This is a genomic window from Streptosporangium heterodermiicola, from assembly GCF_051390675.1.
Classification (GTDB): Bacteria; Actinomycetota; Actinomycetes; order Streptosporangiales; family Streptosporangiaceae; genus Streptosporangium.
Genome location: NZ_JBPJSR010000004.1, coordinates 374,812 through 390,471 on the forward strand (window position 1 = coordinate 374,812; position 15,660 = coordinate 390,471).

General features: G+C 70.2%; 11 protein-coding genes and 1 pseudogene. 2 read left to right on the forward strand and 10 right to left on the reverse strand.

What is annotated here, in order from left to right:
- Window positions 1–667 precede the first annotated feature (667 nt).
- Both ACSC1Q_RS11640 and ACSC1Q_RS11645 read right to left on the reverse strand, forming a co-directional pair.
- On the reverse strand, window positions 668–1,120 hold the full coding sequence (locus ACSC1Q_RS11640) for an ATP-binding protein (protein WP_329088933.1): 453 nt from the start codon (window positions 1,118–1,120) through the stop codon (window positions 668–670).
- A gap of 2 nt (window positions 1,121–1,122) precedes the next feature.
- The gene (locus tag ACSC1Q_RS11645) at window positions 1,123–1,473 is read right to left on the reverse strand and encodes an STAS domain-containing protein (protein ID WP_030916965.1); all 351 of its coding nucleotides are present in this window, start codon (window positions 1,471–1,473) and stop codon (window positions 1,123–1,125) included.
- Between the two features lie 203 nt (window positions 1,474–1,676).
- On the opposite strand from ACSC1Q_RS11645, the gene ACSC1Q_RS11650 reads away from it, so the two are divergent.
- Window positions 1,677–3,980, forward strand: a complete 2,304-nt coding sequence (locus ACSC1Q_RS11650; protein WP_436758674.1) for a DEAD/DEAH box helicase — start codon at window positions 1,677–1,679, stop codon at window positions 3,978–3,980.
- A 93-nt stretch (window positions 3,981–4,073) separates the two neighbouring features.
- Here the strand turns inward: ACSC1Q_RS11650 and ACSC1Q_RS11655 are convergent, their stop codons facing one another.
- The 8 genes and pseudogenes from ACSC1Q_RS11655 to ACSC1Q_RS11690 all read right to left on the reverse strand — a co-directional run bounded on the left by ACSC1Q_RS11655 (window position 4,074) and on the right by ACSC1Q_RS11690 (window position 12,750).
- Complete coding sequence (locus ACSC1Q_RS11655) at window positions 4,074–4,481, reverse strand: Rv3654c family TadE-like protein (RefSeq protein ID WP_436758675.1); 408 nt, start codon at window positions 4,479–4,481, stop codon at window positions 4,074–4,076.
- 266 nt (window positions 4,482–4,747) lie between these two features.
- A complete protein-coding gene (locus ACSC1Q_RS11660; RefSeq protein WP_436758676.1) occupies window positions 4,748–5,128 on the reverse strand; it encodes a TadE family type IV pilus minor pilin in 381 nt (126 codons plus the stop codon).
- Entirely contained in the window at window positions 5,125–5,394 is a 270-nt protein-coding gene (locus ACSC1Q_RS11665) for a DUF4244 domain-containing protein (protein WP_436758677.1), read from the reverse strand. The genes ACSC1Q_RS11660 and ACSC1Q_RS11665 overlap by 4 nt, the downstream gene beginning before the upstream one ends.
- 284 nt (window positions 5,395–5,678) lie before the next feature.
- Window positions 5,679–6,716, reverse strand: coding sequence for a type II secretion system F family protein (locus ACSC1Q_RS11670; protein WP_436758678.1), 1,038 nt, complete (start codon window positions 6,714–6,716; stop codon window positions 5,679–5,681).
- Window positions 6,717–7,003: 287 nt separating this feature from the next.
- On the reverse strand, window positions 7,004–7,708 hold the full coding sequence (locus ACSC1Q_RS11675) for a type II secretion system F family protein (RefSeq protein WP_436758679.1): 705 nt from the start codon (window positions 7,706–7,708) through the stop codon (window positions 7,004–7,006).
- Between the two features lie 494 nt (window positions 7,709–8,202).
- A pseudogene (locus ACSC1Q_RS11680) lies at window positions 8,203–9,366 on the reverse strand (TadA family conjugal transfer-associated ATPase); the annotation flags it as partial.
- Entirely contained in the window at window positions 9,363–10,409 is a 1,047-nt protein-coding gene (gene ssd / locus ACSC1Q_RS11685; protein WP_436758680.1) for a septum site-determining protein Ssd, read from the reverse strand. The gene ssd and the pseudogene ACSC1Q_RS11680, both read right to left, overlap by 4 nt.
- A 1,468-nt stretch (window positions 10,410–11,877) precedes the next feature.
- Window positions 11,878–12,750, reverse strand: coding sequence for a Fic family protein (locus ACSC1Q_RS11690; RefSeq protein WP_436758681.1), 873 nt, complete (start codon window positions 12,748–12,750; stop codon window positions 11,878–11,880).
- Between the two features lie 424 nt (window positions 12,751–13,174).
- Here ACSC1Q_RS11690 and acs point away from each other — a divergent pair, with 424 nt between their 5' ends.
- The gene (gene acs, locus ACSC1Q_RS11695) at window positions 13,175–15,160 is read left to right on the forward strand and encodes an acetate--CoA ligase (RefSeq protein WP_436758682.1); all 1,986 of its coding nucleotides are present in this window, start codon (window positions 13,175–13,177) and stop codon (window positions 15,158–15,160) included.
- Window positions 15,161–15,660: the final 500 nt, after the last annotated feature.

Genomic DNA, 15,660 nt, shown 5'->3' on the forward strand with positions numbered 1-15,660 from the left:
AACAGTGTCTCCTGACGACCGACCTGCTTATGAGGTCATTTCACCTGTCACACCTGTCCCGCCCGCCCCTGTTTCGACCCAGTTTCAGGCAAGAAACAGCCAAATTAAGTTTGGACCGAAATTGAGATCATCGGCATTGGGCGGCCAGGTGCGTTCACGTGGCCGCGTGGCCCCGCGTGGCCGCCGGGGAAGATCCTCCAGCGGACCTGCCACCGGGCTCCCGCTACCGGCCCCCGCCTTCTCGCGGGACCCTCCGGACGGCTGGACCTTCCGGGCGGTCGGCCCCCTGAACGGCCGGACGTGTGCGAGTGGACGTCACCGGCGAGCGTCACCACTTCTTTCCCCACGGACAATCCAGGTTCTTTCCCCACGGACAATCCGGGCGGCGTACGCGTGGACGTCACAGCGGGCCCTCTGCCCGGATCGCACTTTTCGGGGTCACCCGATCTTGCGAACAGGCCGGACGTGTTCGCCCGAACGTCACGGGCGAATCCTCACCCCGGACCACACCCTTCGGAACCACCACACGCTCTTCCAGCCTTCGGGACCGCACGTCCCTTCCGGCCTTGGGTCCGCGTACCCCTCTCGACGAACAATCCGCGTACCCCTCTCGACGAACAACCGGGCGTATCCACATGGACACACCCGGCCGCCGAAGTCTTCTCTGTCAGACCGGAGACATCCCGTTCGTCGCCGCCGGCCAGCTCATGCGAATACACATGCCCTTCTGGCTCGGGTAGACCTGAACGTCGTCGGCCAGCCCCGCGATGACCGCGATGCCGAAACCGGCCATCAGGTCATCGGGAAGCTGCCCGAACGGATCGTCGAACCCCAGAAGGGCTCGATCATGCTCCAGCTCGTCGCTGTCACTGGGGGCGGAGTCGGTGACCGTCACCTCGAAACGCCCCAAGTCATCACGTAGCTCGATCCGGATCGGCTCCCCCGGACAGTGGAGGCGATGTGCCTCCACGGCCCGCGAGCACGCCTCACCGACAGCGAGCCTTACCTCGTCCAGCAACGACTCCTGCACACCGGTGCGCCTGGCGATAGCCGTGGCGACCAGGCGTGCCGTCCGCACATGCGCGGGGAGAGCGCTGAACGTCAGCTCGACGGTAGCCACGACTACTTGTCTCGACCGTGAGCTTCCTTGGCCTCGTCGACCGAGGCGTAGATCCCGAAGACCTTTGTCAGTCCGGTGATCCGGAAAATCTTCAGGATGCGCTCCTGGGTGCAGACAAGCTCCAGTGAGCCATCGTGCGCCCTAACTCGCTTGAGCCCGCCGACCAGGACACCAAGGCCCGTGGAGTCAAGGAAGTCGACCTTCTCCATGTTGACGAGCAGGTGGAAATTCCCCTTGTTGACCAGGTCGATCAGGAGCTCACGCAATCTGGGCGCGGTGTAGACATCGATCTCACCCTCGACCTCAACGATGGTGAGACGGTCCTCGGAATGGTGGTCCAACTTCAGATCCACAGATCCTCCAGCGCCTTGCCTGCGAAAGTACCGATTCGGGCGTGCCTTCCTGGGACCGGGTGGCCCCCGGACGACAAGCCCCGACGCGCGGCATTCAACCATGCGTACGCTCAGTGTCTATACGAAATCACGATTCCCGGCGACTCTGCCCACAGATGTGAGACTGGAAACCAGTGACCCCGCCCTCATCCTCGCCCCTCAGAGTGGGCACCGCCCTCAGCCGCCTCCTCGACGTTCCCGCACGTCATGGGCGTGTCACCCATGTTGAGCGCGTTCCCGCACGTCAGGCCGGTGAGACCCGATGGCCGGACTGGGTCGACCAGCGGCTGGTTACGCGCTGGGCGAACCACGGTATTTCCGGCCTGTGGCCGCATCAGGCCGAGGCCGCGGACCTGGTCCACCGTGGCCAAAACGTGATCATTTCCACAGGGACCGCGTCGGGCAAATCCCTTTCCTACCTGGTCCCGGCGCTCTCCTCGACGCTCGACGGCGGCACGGTCCTCTATCTGTCGCCCAGCAAGGCGCTGGCCGCCGACCAGCTCCGCGCGCTGCGCGAGCTCGATCCTCCCGGGCTCCGGGCCGCCACCTACGACGGCGACACCTCCTTCGAGGAGAGGGTCTGGGTGCGCAAGCACGCCAACTACGTCCTCACCAACCCGGACATGCTCCATCGCGGGCTGCTGCCCCGGCACGCCCAGTGGGCGCTCTTCTGGCGACGGCTCAGGATGGTCGTCGTGGACGAGTGCCACGGCTATCGGGGCGTGTTCGGCTCCCATGTCGCGCAGATCCTGCGCCGCCTGCGCCGGATCTGCGCCCGCTACGGCTCCAGCCCGACGTTTCTGCTCTCCTCGGCGACGGCCAGCGAGCCCGGGATCTTCGCGAGGCGCCTGACAGGCCTCCAGATGGCCGAGGTGACCACCGACGCCTCTCCCCGGGGCGCGACCACCTTCGCGCTGTGGGAACCACCCCTGACCGATCTGCGTGGCGAGGGCGGGGCCCCTGTCCGCCGCCCGGCGACCGCCGAGAGCGCGGACCTCCTGGCCGACCTCGTCGCCGCCGACGTGCGGACCCTGGCCTTCGTACGCTCCCGCCGGGCCGCCGAGACCGTGGCCCTCACCACGCGGGCCAAGCTCCAGGACCTCGTCATCGACGGGGAGGCGTCCGCGGACCTGCCCGGCAAGGTGGCCGCCTACCGGGCGGGATACCTGGCCGAAGATCGCAGGGGTTTGGAGAAGGCGCTGCGCTCCGGCGAACTGCTCGGCCTGGCGACGACCAACGCGCTGGAACTCGGCGTCGACGTCTCCGGGCTGGACGCCGTGCTCATCGCGGGGTGGCCGGGAACCCGCGCCTCCCTCTGGCAGCAGGCGGGGAGGGCCGGGCGGGACGGACAGGACGCGCTGGCGGTGCTGATCGCGAGGGACGACCCCCTGGACACCTATCTCGTCCACCACCCGGAAGCCCTGTTCGGCCGCCCCGTGGAGACGATCGTGCTCGACCCCGGCAACCCGTACGTGCTGGGGCCCCACCTGTGCGCGGCGGCGGCCGAGATCCCGCTGACCCATGACGAGCTGGACATCTTCGGCCCGACCACCAAGGAGGTGCTCGCGGGCCTGGTCGTAGACGGCCTGCTCAGGGAACGCGCCGCGGGCTGGTTCTGGACCAGCCGGAGACGCGCCACCGACCTCGCCGACATCCGGGGCGCGGGCGCCGCGCCCGTCCAGGTCGTCGAGATGTCCACCGGGCGGCTGCTCGGCACCGTGGACGAGCCCTCGGCCCACTCGGCCGTGCACACCGGCGCCGTCTACGTGCACCAGGGAGAGACGTTCCTGGTGGCCGAACTCGACCTGGAGGCGGGGGTCGCGCTGGTCGAGGCCGGGACTCCCGACTACACGACCTTCGCCAGGGACGTCACCGACATCTCGGTCATCGAATCCCTTCGCTCGCACCCTCTCGGGCAGGGAGAGCTCCATTTCGGCGCGGTCGAGGTGACGAGCCAGGTGGTGGCCTATCTCAAGCGCCGGGCCCAGAGCGGCGAGCTCATGGGGGACGAACCCCTCGACCTGCCCCCGCGCACGCTGCGGACCCGCGCCGTCTGGTGGACGCTGCCCATCTCGGCGATCGTCCCCCTGGCCGAGGAGGGCGTGGACCTCGGCGGCGCCGCGCACGCCGCCGAACACGCCTCCATCGGCCTGCTGCCGCTCTTCGCGACCTGCGACCGCTGGGACATCGGGGGTGTCTCCACGGAGCTCCATCCCGACACCGGGCTGCTCACCGTCTTCGTCTACGACGGCCACGAGGGCGGCGCCGGTTTCGCCGAACGTGGTTACGCCCGCGCGCACGACTGGCTCACGGCCACCCGCGAGGCCATCGCCTCCTGCGAGTGCGAACGCGGCTGCCCCTCGTGCATCCAGTCTCCCAAGTGCGGCAACGGCAACGAACCCCTCGACAAGGCCGGAGCCCTTCGGCTTCTCGCCGTCCTGCTCTCCCAGGACGAACCGCGAACGTGACAGCTGGAAGAGCCCGTAGGGGAAAGCCACAGGCGTGACAGATTTCATATGACCCGTCTTTCGGCAGATAGCCCGTCTTTCGGCAGACCGTGGTCAAGGGCCGGGATCAGTGATGTGCACGGGACCCGCACGTGCCCTGGCGGTGATCGCCACCGGTCCCCTCAGGGGCAGCGACACCTCCATGGTCACCTCGATGTCCGCGATGCCGCCGTCGCCGAGAGAACAGCGAGTGACCCTGGCCTCGTTGTCCGTGGCGAGCGAGGAGGCCCTCGCGCAGCTTCGGCCGGGATCCGCGAAGGCCAGCCGGGCGGCGGCGAGCGCGCTCAGGTCGGCGGCGCCCTGTGCCCGGTGACGCGCGACCCTGGCCATGCCCGCGAACACGACCGCCGCCGCGACCGCGAAGACCAGCGCCATGAGCCCGACCGTCCAGATCGTCGCCGACCCTCGCTGCGCGCTCTCTCCACCCGCGCCCGCCGCTTCCCTCGCGCTCTCTCCACGCACGCCCGCCGCTTCCCTCGCGCTGACTCCACGCACGCCCGCCTCTCCCCTCGCGCTGACTCCACGCACGCCCACCTCTCCCCTCGCGCTGACTCCGACCTCTCGCCGTGCCGCGGACATGTCCCCTCTCCTCCTCGTCACTGCCTCTCGCCGCGCGTTCTCTCCACTTGTGCCTATGCCGACCTCTCGCCTTGTCACAGTCACGTCGCCTCTCCGCAGCGTCGCCGACTTCGCCGCGCGTTCTCCACGCGCCCGCGACCTACCGCGACCTACCGCTCCAGTCCCGGCTCGGTGATGGACACGGCGGTCGCGTGAACGGTCACGCTCGGGAGCGAGGCGCCCCAGCGAGGCCTGACGTTCACGGACACCTCAACCCGCACCGTCTCCGCACTCCGGGTCACCGCGACCACGGCGCCCGCCGGAGCCGCCGACAGAACGCCACCTCGGACCCGCTCAAGCGACTCTCCGCGCGAGGCGGCCCGAGCCCCGGCCCGCGCGGCGTCCACACACTCCAGTCGCGCCTCGACCGCCGCCACGGCCCACAGCCCCGCTCCCAGCACGACCATGAGGGCAGGTAGCACGGCAGCCGTCTCCGCGGTCACCGAACCCCTCGACCGGCGAAGGGAGATCACCGACGCCGGGAAGGTCATCCGGCCACGGTGAGCGCTCGGTTGATCAAAGCCGTGATCATCTGCTGGACCTCGGAACTCGTCACCACCTTGAAGAGAAGGGCGGCGAAAGCACAGGCGGCGATCGTTCCGACCGCGTACTCGGCGGTGGACATGCCTCGGTCACGGTGCGCGCCGGTGGTCAGCAGTGCCCACCGGGCACGCGCCCACCGGGCAGCCCACCGCGACCAGTCGCGCCGCCCGTGGACAGCACCGGGCCGCACGCGGACAACACTGATTCGGGCCATCTGCTCCTCCTGGAGATCTCCACCGGACCCGCCGTCCGGCATCGGTCCTGCCAGGGTTCTCCACACGCCCATGGCCCCGTTGGCCCGAACCGCGTTCTGGGGAAAACCTCGGTTTGTCCACAGCCAGGAAGCAGAGAATGTCGCCGGAAAGCATGAAACGGCTCCCTTCGAACGAGGGGAGCCGTTTCAGAAGTCAGGTGTGGATATTTCCGGCGCCCTATCCACAGGAATCACCGTTTTCCTGTGGATAACCCTGCCCTGCCAGGGAAAACCCTGTGGATAACTCAGGGCAGCAGCACCTCGCCGGCGAGACCGGCCACGATGGGGATGATTCCCAAAAAGACGAAGGCGGGCAGGAAACACAGCCCCAGGGGAGCGACGACCTGGACCCCCACCCGCTGGGCGGCTGCCGACGACGCGGCGCGAGCGGCACGGCGGGAGTCGTCGGACAGCCTGATGAGGACATCGGCCACCGGTGCGCCGCTCAGCGCGGCCCGGCTCATGGCCCGCGCCAGAGGGGCGAGCGAGCGCTCGGATTCGAGGGCCTGCCAGGCGCTCTCCGGCGCGGCTCCCAGCCTCAGCTGGCCGCTCACCCAGGCCAGCCTCTCGCCCAACGGCCCGCCGACCGCCTCCACCGTCACATCGATGGCTCCGGTGATCGGCTGGCCGGCACGCAGGCAGGCGACCATGAGATCGGCCGCCAGCGGCAGATCCGCCGTCACCCTTCGGCGTTCCCCGCGCAGCTCGGGGGGCTCCCGCCTCCACAGGACCACCAGCGCGATCCCGAAACCGGCGACGCCCGCGACCGCCCCCGGCAGGCCGCCCACGGCCAGGAACGCCGCCAGCCCGGGAGCGAGGGCGACCGCGATCTCACTCCGGCCCGGCCGCCGCCTCCCCCTCAGCTCACAGGCCTTCCCCTCGAACGCGCCATGAGCCTTCCCCTCCGACGCACCACGGAACTTCCCCCCGAACCCGCTGCGGGCGCTCCCCTCCGACGCACCACGGGCCTTCCCTCCGAACGCGCCGCGGGCATTCCTTTCTGACGCGCCGCGGAACTTCCTCCCGGCTGTGCCGCGGGTCGCGCTCTCGGACGTGTCGCGAACCATGCGCGGTGGCGCGCCGCGAATCATGTGCGCGGAGGGATCACGGACCGCGTCCGCGGACAGGGAGAACGCGGATGTTTCGACCTCCTGCGACATCTCCGGGAACCCGGCCGGATGAAGTGAGCGCCGCACGCGGCGGAGCCGGTCGGCGGGTTCTCTCCGGATGCTCCACAGCCGAGCGGCGATCCCGGCGAGCACCACGGCCAGCAAAATGATCACTGTCTCTCATCCTCTCGAAGCTGTCCTTCTCAGCCCTGTCCTTCTCAGCCCTGTCCCCTTGGATCTGTCCTCTTGGATCTGTCCGCTCAGACCTGCCGCACGAATCCGACCCCTCGGCCCCGACCCCTCGGACGCGACCACTCAGGCCTGACTCCTCGGACCTGGCCCCTCGAACCTGGCCCTCAGACCCACTCCCTCGGGCCTGGCCGCGCGAACCTGACACTCAGACCCCGACCACTTGGCCCCAACCACTCAGGTCCGACCGCGCGGACCTGGCCGCGCGGTCATCAGGCCTGCTGGGCACGGGTGACCAGACGGTGGGTCCACCACAACCCGCAGGCGTCGAGCGCGAGGCCGACGACCAGGCAGCCGACGCCCGCCAGGCCGCCGAACAGGAAGTGCAGCGGGCGCATGCCGAGACCGGCCGCCATCAGCAGACCTATGACAGGAAGACCCGCGAGCAGCCGGGCCGTGGCCCGGGGACCGGCGAGCTGGGCGGCGACGTTGTGACGGTGAACCTGGGCCTCTCGCAGGGAGTCGGCGACACGATCGACGAGAACGGCCAGGCCCGCCCCGGCGGTCACGCTCACCTTCCAGCAGGCGGCCAGCCCCCGGAACGCCTCACCTCCGTGTTCGGGTGCCACCGCCAGCAGAGCGGCGGGGACGTCACCTCCGTCTCTCGCGGCCGCGATCAGCGGACGCAGGGCGACGGGATCGGGAAACCCCGCCGCCCCCACGGCCCGTGCCAGCGCCTCACCCGCCGTACGGCCCGCCGCGAGCTCCGCGGAGAGGCCCTGGCACAGCTCGATCGACGCGGCCCGCCAGGCGTCCGCACGCTTCGAAGGCCGGGACCGGGCGGCGAACCTCTCACGGAGAGAACCCGAGGCGACCAGGCTCCGACGTCTCATCCGGCGCAGGCGGGCGGTGCCGGGATCCGCTCCCGCCCACAACCAGGCCGCCAGAGCGGCGAGAACCAGGGCGGTCGCCATCATGACGCCGGCCGTGGCACCAGCCGTGACACTGGCCGTGCCGCCGACTCCGACACCTGCTGTGACACCGGCTGTGACACCGAGCGTGACAGCGGCCACGACATCGGCTCGTCGAGGTTCGGGCGGCCGGGGGCAGCCGGCCGGGACTCTCGGTGGTGATCGGGCACGGACATCGGCGGCCTTGGATCCGCGACGCCATGAGAAGGCTCTCGTGAATGTGCGGGATACGGGCGTGCGGGACGACGCAAAGGATCTTGAGCATCCGCGAACGGGACATTGGGAGACGGTGAACCGGCGGCGCCTCCGTAAGAGGTGCCCCTGGAGGGATCGACCTGCGAAGGAGCCTCGGCTCGGGATGCCACGGGTGGCTCGTAGGACCCCGACAGAGCAGATGGCTCGTAGGACCCGGATGGATGAGGTGACTCGTAGGACCTCGATAGGTGAGGTGAGACGCAGGGCTCGCGCCGGGAGGTCGACGAGGCGTGGACGCCGGGTGCCCGGGCCGCGAGGGCGGGCAGGCCGGGGCCGGGGATCACCTGGCCGTCCGAGGTGAAGGTGAGAGCCGGTTCGGCCTCGACCAGCCCGGAGGGGCGGCGGACCATCATGCAGATCTCGGCGACCCGGCGGCGGCCGTCGGCGTGGTCGCGGACCAGGTGGACGACGACGTCCAGGGCGGCGGCGATCTGGCTGTGAACCGCCTCCCTGCTGAGGCCCGCCGCGCATCCCAGCGCTTCCAGGCGGGGCGGCACGTCGGTCGCGGTGTTGGCGTGCAGGGTGCCACAACCCCCCTCGTGCCCGGTGTTCAGAGCATTGAGGAGGTCAACGACCTCGGCCCCGCGCACCTCTCCGACGACAAGCCGGTCGGGACGCATCCGCAGGGCCTGGCGGACTAGGTCGCGCAGGCGGACACCACCGGCGCCCTCAAGGTTGGCCGGGCGCGACTCCAGGCGGACGACGTGGGGATGAAGGGGTCTCAGCTCCGCGGAGTCCTCGACCAGCAGCAGCCTCTCCCCGGGGTCGGCCAGGGAGAGCAGGGCGGAGAGCATGGTCGTCTTGCCCGTACCCGTGCCGCCCGTGACCAGGAAGGCGAGCCTCGACTCGATGACCGCGGTCAGGACGGCGACGCTGTCGGCCCTGATCGCGCCCGCTTCGACCAGGTCGGGAAGGGTGAAGGTGCGCCGAGGCGGGAGCCGCAGGGAGAGGCAGGTGCCGTTGGGCGCCACGGGCGGAAGGACGGCGTGGAGCCGGACGCCTCCGGCGAGGCGGGCGTCGACATACGGGCACGCGTCGTCGAGGCGCCTGCCCGCCGCGGAGGCGAGACGCTGCGCGAGCCGCCGGAGCGCGTCTTCGCCCGGGAAGACGACCGAGGTCAGGCGCAGCCCGCTGCCGTCGTCGACCCACACCTCGCGCGGGCCGTTCACCAGAACGTCGGTGACCTCGGCCTCGGCCAGCAACGGCTCCAGCGGACCCGCCCCGATGAGATCCGCGCACAGGACCCTGGCCACCGCCAGGATCTCGGCGTCGCCGAGCATCGCCCGCTCGGCCCGCAGGGCGACCGTGACGTGCGCGGCGCTGGGCTCGACGCCTGTCCTGGCCAGCCGTACGCGGACCGCCTCCACCAGCTCCGGCGAGACCGTCACGGCGCTCTCGGCCCGCTTCACGCGTCCGGCCCGAACAGCTCGTGCAGGAACGCGGCGCAGAACCGGCCGAGTGAGGTGCGGCGGCCGAGTGGCGGAACGTCTCCCCGATCGAGCGCGGCGGCGAGGCGGGGCTGGTCGGGGAGGCTGCCGCCGTGCGGGATGCCGAGCGAGGTCGCCACCACGTCGTCGTTCAGGACCCCGCTGCGCACGACGGCCCGTACCTCACCCGTGTGCCCGCGCAGCCCGGTGAGCACCTGGGCGGCGGCGAGCACGCCGCGCACGTCGGCGGTGACGACCAGGAGGGTCGTGGCGGCTCGTCCGAGCGCCTCCACCGCGGCCTGGTCGAGGTGGCGCGGCAGGTCGACGACCACCAGGTCGAAGCCCCTGCGGCCCGCTTCGAGGACCGAGCGCATCGCCTCGGCCGGGATCGGGTCGACCTCGCCCCGGTCGAAGGAGAGCAGTGTCAGCCCGGCGAAGGTCGGCAGGGCCGCCTGGAGCGCGGTGTAGCTGACCCTGCCCTCGCGGGCGACCAGCTCGGACCAGCGCGCTCCGTCGGACTCCTCCTGCCCGAGCAGGAGATCCAGGCCTCCGCCGAGCGGGTCGGCGTCGACGAGGAGGGTGCGGACGCGCTGCCGGGACGCGGCCAGTGCCAGCGAACCCGCCAGGACGCTGGCTCCCGCTCCTCCCCGGCCGCCCGTGACACACACCACGGATCCGGATCTCGCGGACGGCTCGACGGCGTCGGCGAACTCGTCGGCCAGCTGCCGCTCCGCGGCGGGCAACTCCAGCACGCCCTGGGCGCCGACCGCGACGCACTTGCGCCATGTGTCGGGATCCTCGGAGGTGTGGGTGGCCAGGAAGACACGGGAACGAGGTGGTGGACCGGTCGCGGCCAGGGCGTCGGCCACGTCGCCACCGACGACGACCAGCGGGGCACGGTTCCAGTAGGGCCGGGCGTGCGCGGGCACGTGGGCGACATCGAGCTCGGCTCCGGCCGCGGCGGCGACGCGGAGCAGGTCGTCGAGCAGATCGTGGTCTTCGGTGATGACCAGTGGGCGGTCCACGGATGCCTCCCTGAAGTGCGGGAGCCCCACTCTCCGTGACGGCCTCCCCTCCTCGGGACACCGAACGCCGTACTGTGGACAACCGGCCGCCCGCGGCCCGCCCTGTGGAAAACCAGCGGCTGTTGCTCGTGCGCGAGCTCGTACATACCTGTGCGTGAGCCGGTACATAGGGGTGCGCCGGTACGGGAGGTGACCGTACCCGGCCGACGGGGGTGCGGCGCGTGCGGTCCTTGGCCGGGGTGGTGCATCGGTACGGGAAGGCCGTACCCGGAAGGCGGAGGGGCACCGAGGGGGTCGCCGTGCCGTGAACGGGATGGGGCGCGAACACGGCGGGGCACGAGACAGGGAAGGCGTGCCGTCCGGGTGGAGGGCGGCCGGAAAAAGGGGCGACCCCCGCCGGGGGGGGGAGAGCGGGGGTCGCCAACCGGTCCGGCTCTGGGGGGGTAGAGCCGGTCCCGTTTCAGAAGAAAGCTTTCAACAGCTGCCAGAGCATGACAAGAGGATTGCGATGCAACCCATGCGCAGTCACTCCGGTTTGGGGAGATAGCACCTCATGCTGCCCGATCAACTCAAGTTTCGTCGAGGAGTAATCCTTGATTTCCACTACTTTTTTTAATGTAACGGTCCAGTCTCTGGATACGACCCCACCGAGATGTGCCCCGCAAGCAGGCCGGCGACGGTGACACTCAGTGATCATCGCCGGGACGCCGAACCGGCCGCCGGACGTCGTACCGGCCACGGCTCTCGGTGCATAAAACGGCATAAGAGAGGGTTCGTCCAGTAATGTCCCTCGATCCGTAAAGGTCTTGCTTCTAGGGGTTCCCATCAGCGCGGATCGGACGTACAAAGGTTTCACGGACCACTTGTCCGGGCACGGCCGCCGAGTACCCACGCGCCGTCAGCCGCGGGAGGCGCGCTGGAGTGGGCTTGTCCCGCTCCAGCGATTATCAGGTGCACGCTTGGTAACCCGGTAGGAACGTGTCGGCGACGGCGCCCCGCACCAGGGGCGCCGTCGGTTTGTGAGGGTGGCCTCTCTGGATGTCCGTAATCGGTAGCTTTCCGTGATCAGACATGCCGTCAGCCGTCACTCAGAGGCACGAACGGAGCCGGCCGAGCTCCAGGGGCCGAGTCAAGCCGAGTAAAGCCGTCCGCCGCCCAGGGCCCGAGCACGCGGATACGCGGGCGGGCCGGGGTCGCGACAAGCGGGCATACAGGCGTGCAGGCGTACGGACACCTGTCCACGCCAGGGCTTCAAGAACGCGAGCGCCGAGCGGGCAAACGGGCTGGCACGTAACTGAGCAGGCACGCAACTGGGCTGGCACGCAGCCGGTCAAGCGCGCAAGCTGGTCAGGCGCGCGGCGGCGGAAATGAGCGCAGGTGTTCTCGCCGTCACCCGCCAAGTCCTCGCTCGCCAAGATCTCATTCGCCACACCCTCCTCCACCAGGACGAGCGGCGACCCGCCCGAGGTCAGCCGCGCTGCATGGCCTCGCAGATCGCGGTGGCCTCGCGCACACCCAGCACGACCGCCGACGCGCAGTGCCGCACCCACGCGGCGACACCGTCGGGGGTGCCGCTCAGATACGACCGCAGTCCCTCCGCGTAGGCCGGGCCGAGTTCGAGGTGGCCCACCTCGACGGCCACCAGCGACTTCGGGTCCAGGCCGAACTCCACCAGCGTCAACCGTTCCGCCGCCCGCGCGACCACCCCGTCCGCCGTCCCGAACGGGCGCAGCACGGCCAGTTCCGCGTGTACGACGGCGGCGAGCACCAGCGCGGGGGCCTTCGAGGAGGCCGTCACCAACTGGACCAGCCCGTCCACCCGCGCCACCGCCTCCCGCGGCCCGGGGGCGGCCCCCAGGCCGAGCGGGTCGGGGGCCGTCGCGGTGGCCCTCGGGCGGCCGAGGCCCCCCGCACCGCCACCGCCACTGGTGAGACCGTCATTGGCGAGACCTACGCCGGTAAGACCACTTCCAGTGGGACCTCCACCGGCAAGACCCTCGCCGTCTCCGACGAGCCCCGAGGCGGCGAGCGTGTGCAGCCTGGCCAGCACCTGGCGGGGCGCCGCGCGCCAGGTGGTGCCGAGCCGTCCCAGTTCGGCCGAGACGCGCAGCGCGCCCTGCACCGTGGGGTCGGTGACCTCGGGGATGACCTCAAGGGGCACGTCCACGCCCTCCAGGGCGGCGGACGCGCGGGCCCCGCGCAGCGCGGATCTGGCCGACACCTCCGGGCTCTTGCGCCGCAGCACGCGGTGCCCGTAGAGCCGGTCGACGGCCTTGCGCGCGTCGGCGACCGCCTCGGACACTCCGGGCATTCCCGCGATGACAGCCAATGGGTCGTTCACGCTGCCTGACCCTATCGGGACCGCTCGGCGAGGCCCCGACCAGGCTGGAGGCGTCCGGGAAGGCTTCTCTCCGGGACATCGGGGAACCGGCCGGAAGATCGACCACGGAGATCCGGCTTCCGGCGGCCCTCCCGGAAGTCACCCCCGGGGAACGGCGGTGAACGGCGGGCGAACCGTTCACCGAGCACATGACACCGCCCGGCGCACCGCGCCGCCACTGCGCGTTGAATAACGCCGTCTACATTCCTACGGTGTCGAAAACGCAACGGTTCGAAGGTGATTATCCCCAGAATTACGGCGTTTTGAATGCATATGATGCCCCATCACCGATTGGTACAGACCTGTCTAGACCTCTTGTGGCGGACACGGGTGGCCTGGTGAAGTGGGACACGACCAGTCGATAGCAGTACGTGAGGAGTGCGTAGTGGCCCCGGAGACCCCTGGTTCCGAGTCGCGTGAGACCCAGGAGACGCTGTCGAACCTGCTGAGCGAGACCCGGCGGTTCGCACCTCCTGCCGACCTGGCCGCGGCCGCGAACGTGACCGCCGACGCCTACGTCGAGGCCGAGCGGGACCGCCTCGCCTTCTGGGAGCGGCAGGCCGACCGCCTGGCCTGGTCGAAGCGCTGGGACACCACCCTTGAGTGGAACCCGCCCTTCGCCAAGTGGTTCGTCGGCGGCGAACTCAACATCGCCTACAACTGCGTCGACCGCCACGTCGAGGCGGGCCGCGGTGACAAGGTCGCCTACCACTGGGAGGGCGAGCCGGAGGGCGACACCCGTACGCTCACCTACTCCGACCTGCTGCGCGAGGTCTCCAAGGCCGCCAACGCGCTCCAGGAGCTGGGGGTCGGCAAGGGCGACCGGGTCGCGATCTACATGCCGATGATCCCCGAGCTGCCGATCACGATGCTGGCCTGCGCCCGCATCGGAGCGATCCACTCGGTGGTCTTCGGCGGTTTCTCCGCGAGCGCGCTCAGCGGCCGGATCAAGGACGCGGACGCCAAGCTCGTGGTCACCGCCGACGGCGGCTACCGTCGCGGCGCGCCCAGCGCGCTCAAGCCGACCGTGGACGAGGCGGTCGCGGAGTGCCCCGGCATCGAGCACGTCCTCGTCGTGAGGCGGACCGGCCAGGACGTCGAGCAGACCGGCAAGGACGTCTGGTGGCACGACATCGTGGACCGGCAGTCCGACGTCCACGAGGCGCTGCCGAACGGCGCCGAGGACCCGCTCTACATCCTCTACACCAGCGGGACGACCGGCAGGCCCAAGGGCATCCTGCACACCACCGGCGGCTACCTCACCCAGGCGGCGTACACCCACAACGCGGTGTTCGACCTCAAGCCCGACACCGACGTCTACTGGTGCACCGCCGACATCGGCTGGGTGACCGGCCACTCCTACATCGTGTACGGCCCGCTGGCCAACGGCGCGACCAGCGTCATCTACGAGGGCACCCCCGACACCCCGCACCGCGGCCGGTTCTGGGAGATCGTGCAGAAGTACGGGGTCACGCTGCTCTACACGGCCCCGACGGCCATCCGTACGTTCATGAAGTGGGGTGACGACATCCCCGCCAAGTACGACCTGTCGTCCCTGCGGATCCTGGGCAGCGTCGGTGAGCCGATCAATCCCGAGGCGTACGTCTGGTACCGCGAGCACATCGGCGGCAACCGTACCCCGGTCGTCGACACCTGGTGGCAGACCGAGACGGGTGCCGTCATGATCAGCCCGCTGCCCGGCGTCACCGAGGGCAAGCCCGGCGCGGCCATGCGCCCGCTGCCGGGCATCACCGCCGACGTGGTCGACGACCAGGGCCGGAGCGTGGGCAACGGCGGTGGCGGCTACCTCGCGATCCGCGACCCGTGGCCGTCGATGCTCCGCACGATCTGGGGCGACGACCAGCGCTACATCGACACCTACTGGTCCCGCTTCGAGGGCATGTACTTCGCGGGCGACGGCGCCAAGAGGGACCAGGACGGTGACATCTGGCTGCTCGGCCGGGTGGACGACGTAATGCTCGTCTCCGGGCACAACATCTCCACCACCGAGGTCGAGTCGGCGCTGGTCTCCCACCCGAAGGTCGCCGAGGCGGCCGTGGTCGGCGCGACCGACCCGGTGACCGGGCAGGCCATCGTGTCGTTCGTGATCCTGCGCGGCAACGCCGAGGAGGGCGCGGACATCGCGGCCGAGTTGCGCGCCCACGTGTCCAAGGCGCTGGGCCCGATCGCGAAGCCGCGCCAGATCCTGGTGGTCCCCGAGCTGCCCAAGACCCGCTCCGGCAAGATCATGCGGCGTCTCCTGCGCGACGTGGCGGAGAACCGCAGCGTCGGCGACGTCACCACCCTGGCCGACAGCACGGTGATGAACCTCATCTCGGAGAAGCTGCCCAGCGCCAAGAGCGAGGACTGAGCGAGCCGGGACACCCGGGTGGGCCGGAAACGCCGGAGAAACCGGAGACACCGGAGAAACACGGCGGACACGGCGGACACCGCAGACACGGCCCATCCGAAGAGACCGGACCTCTTGATCCCCCTGAGGCCCGGTTGAAGGCCCTCCACGAAAACCTCGCCGCGAGTTCCCCAGGGACTCCACGAACTCCACGGACTCCTCACGGGCCCCGTGAAATTCCACGGGCTCGTAAGGTCCGTGAGGTTCGTGGGCTCGCGTGAGGTCACGGAGGGCCTTCGACCGGTCCCCCCGGAGGCGGTACCTCCGGCGGGCGGCCTTCCGCGGCTTTCCGGCGACCTCTCCGTGAACGTCTTCGATCGAAGTCTCCGCCGACACCTTCGCCGACGTCTCAGACGAGCCTGTGTCTTCGATGAGCCTGTGTCTCCGATGAGCCGGCTTCCCCTAAGGGGAACGGGGCCCTTCTCCCCGTCCTCTCGCGATCCGGTCCCACCGGTCCGGTG

What these genes read in the sequence shown, in the direction of transcription:
- ACSC1Q_RS11660 (WP_436758676.1), bottom strand. Translation starts at nt 5,128, where the DNA reads ATGACCTTCCCGGCGTCGGTGATCTCCCTTCGCCGGTCGAGGGGTTCG.
- ACSC1Q_RS11675 (WP_436758679.1), bottom strand. Translation starts at nt 7,708, where the DNA reads ATGATGGCGACCGCCCTGGTTCTCGCCGCTCTGGCGGCCTGGTTGTGG.
- ACSC1Q_RS11665 (WP_436758677.1), bottom strand. Translation starts at nt 5,394, where the DNA reads ATGGCCCGAATCAGTGTTGTCCGCGTGCGGCCCGGTGCTGTCCACGGG.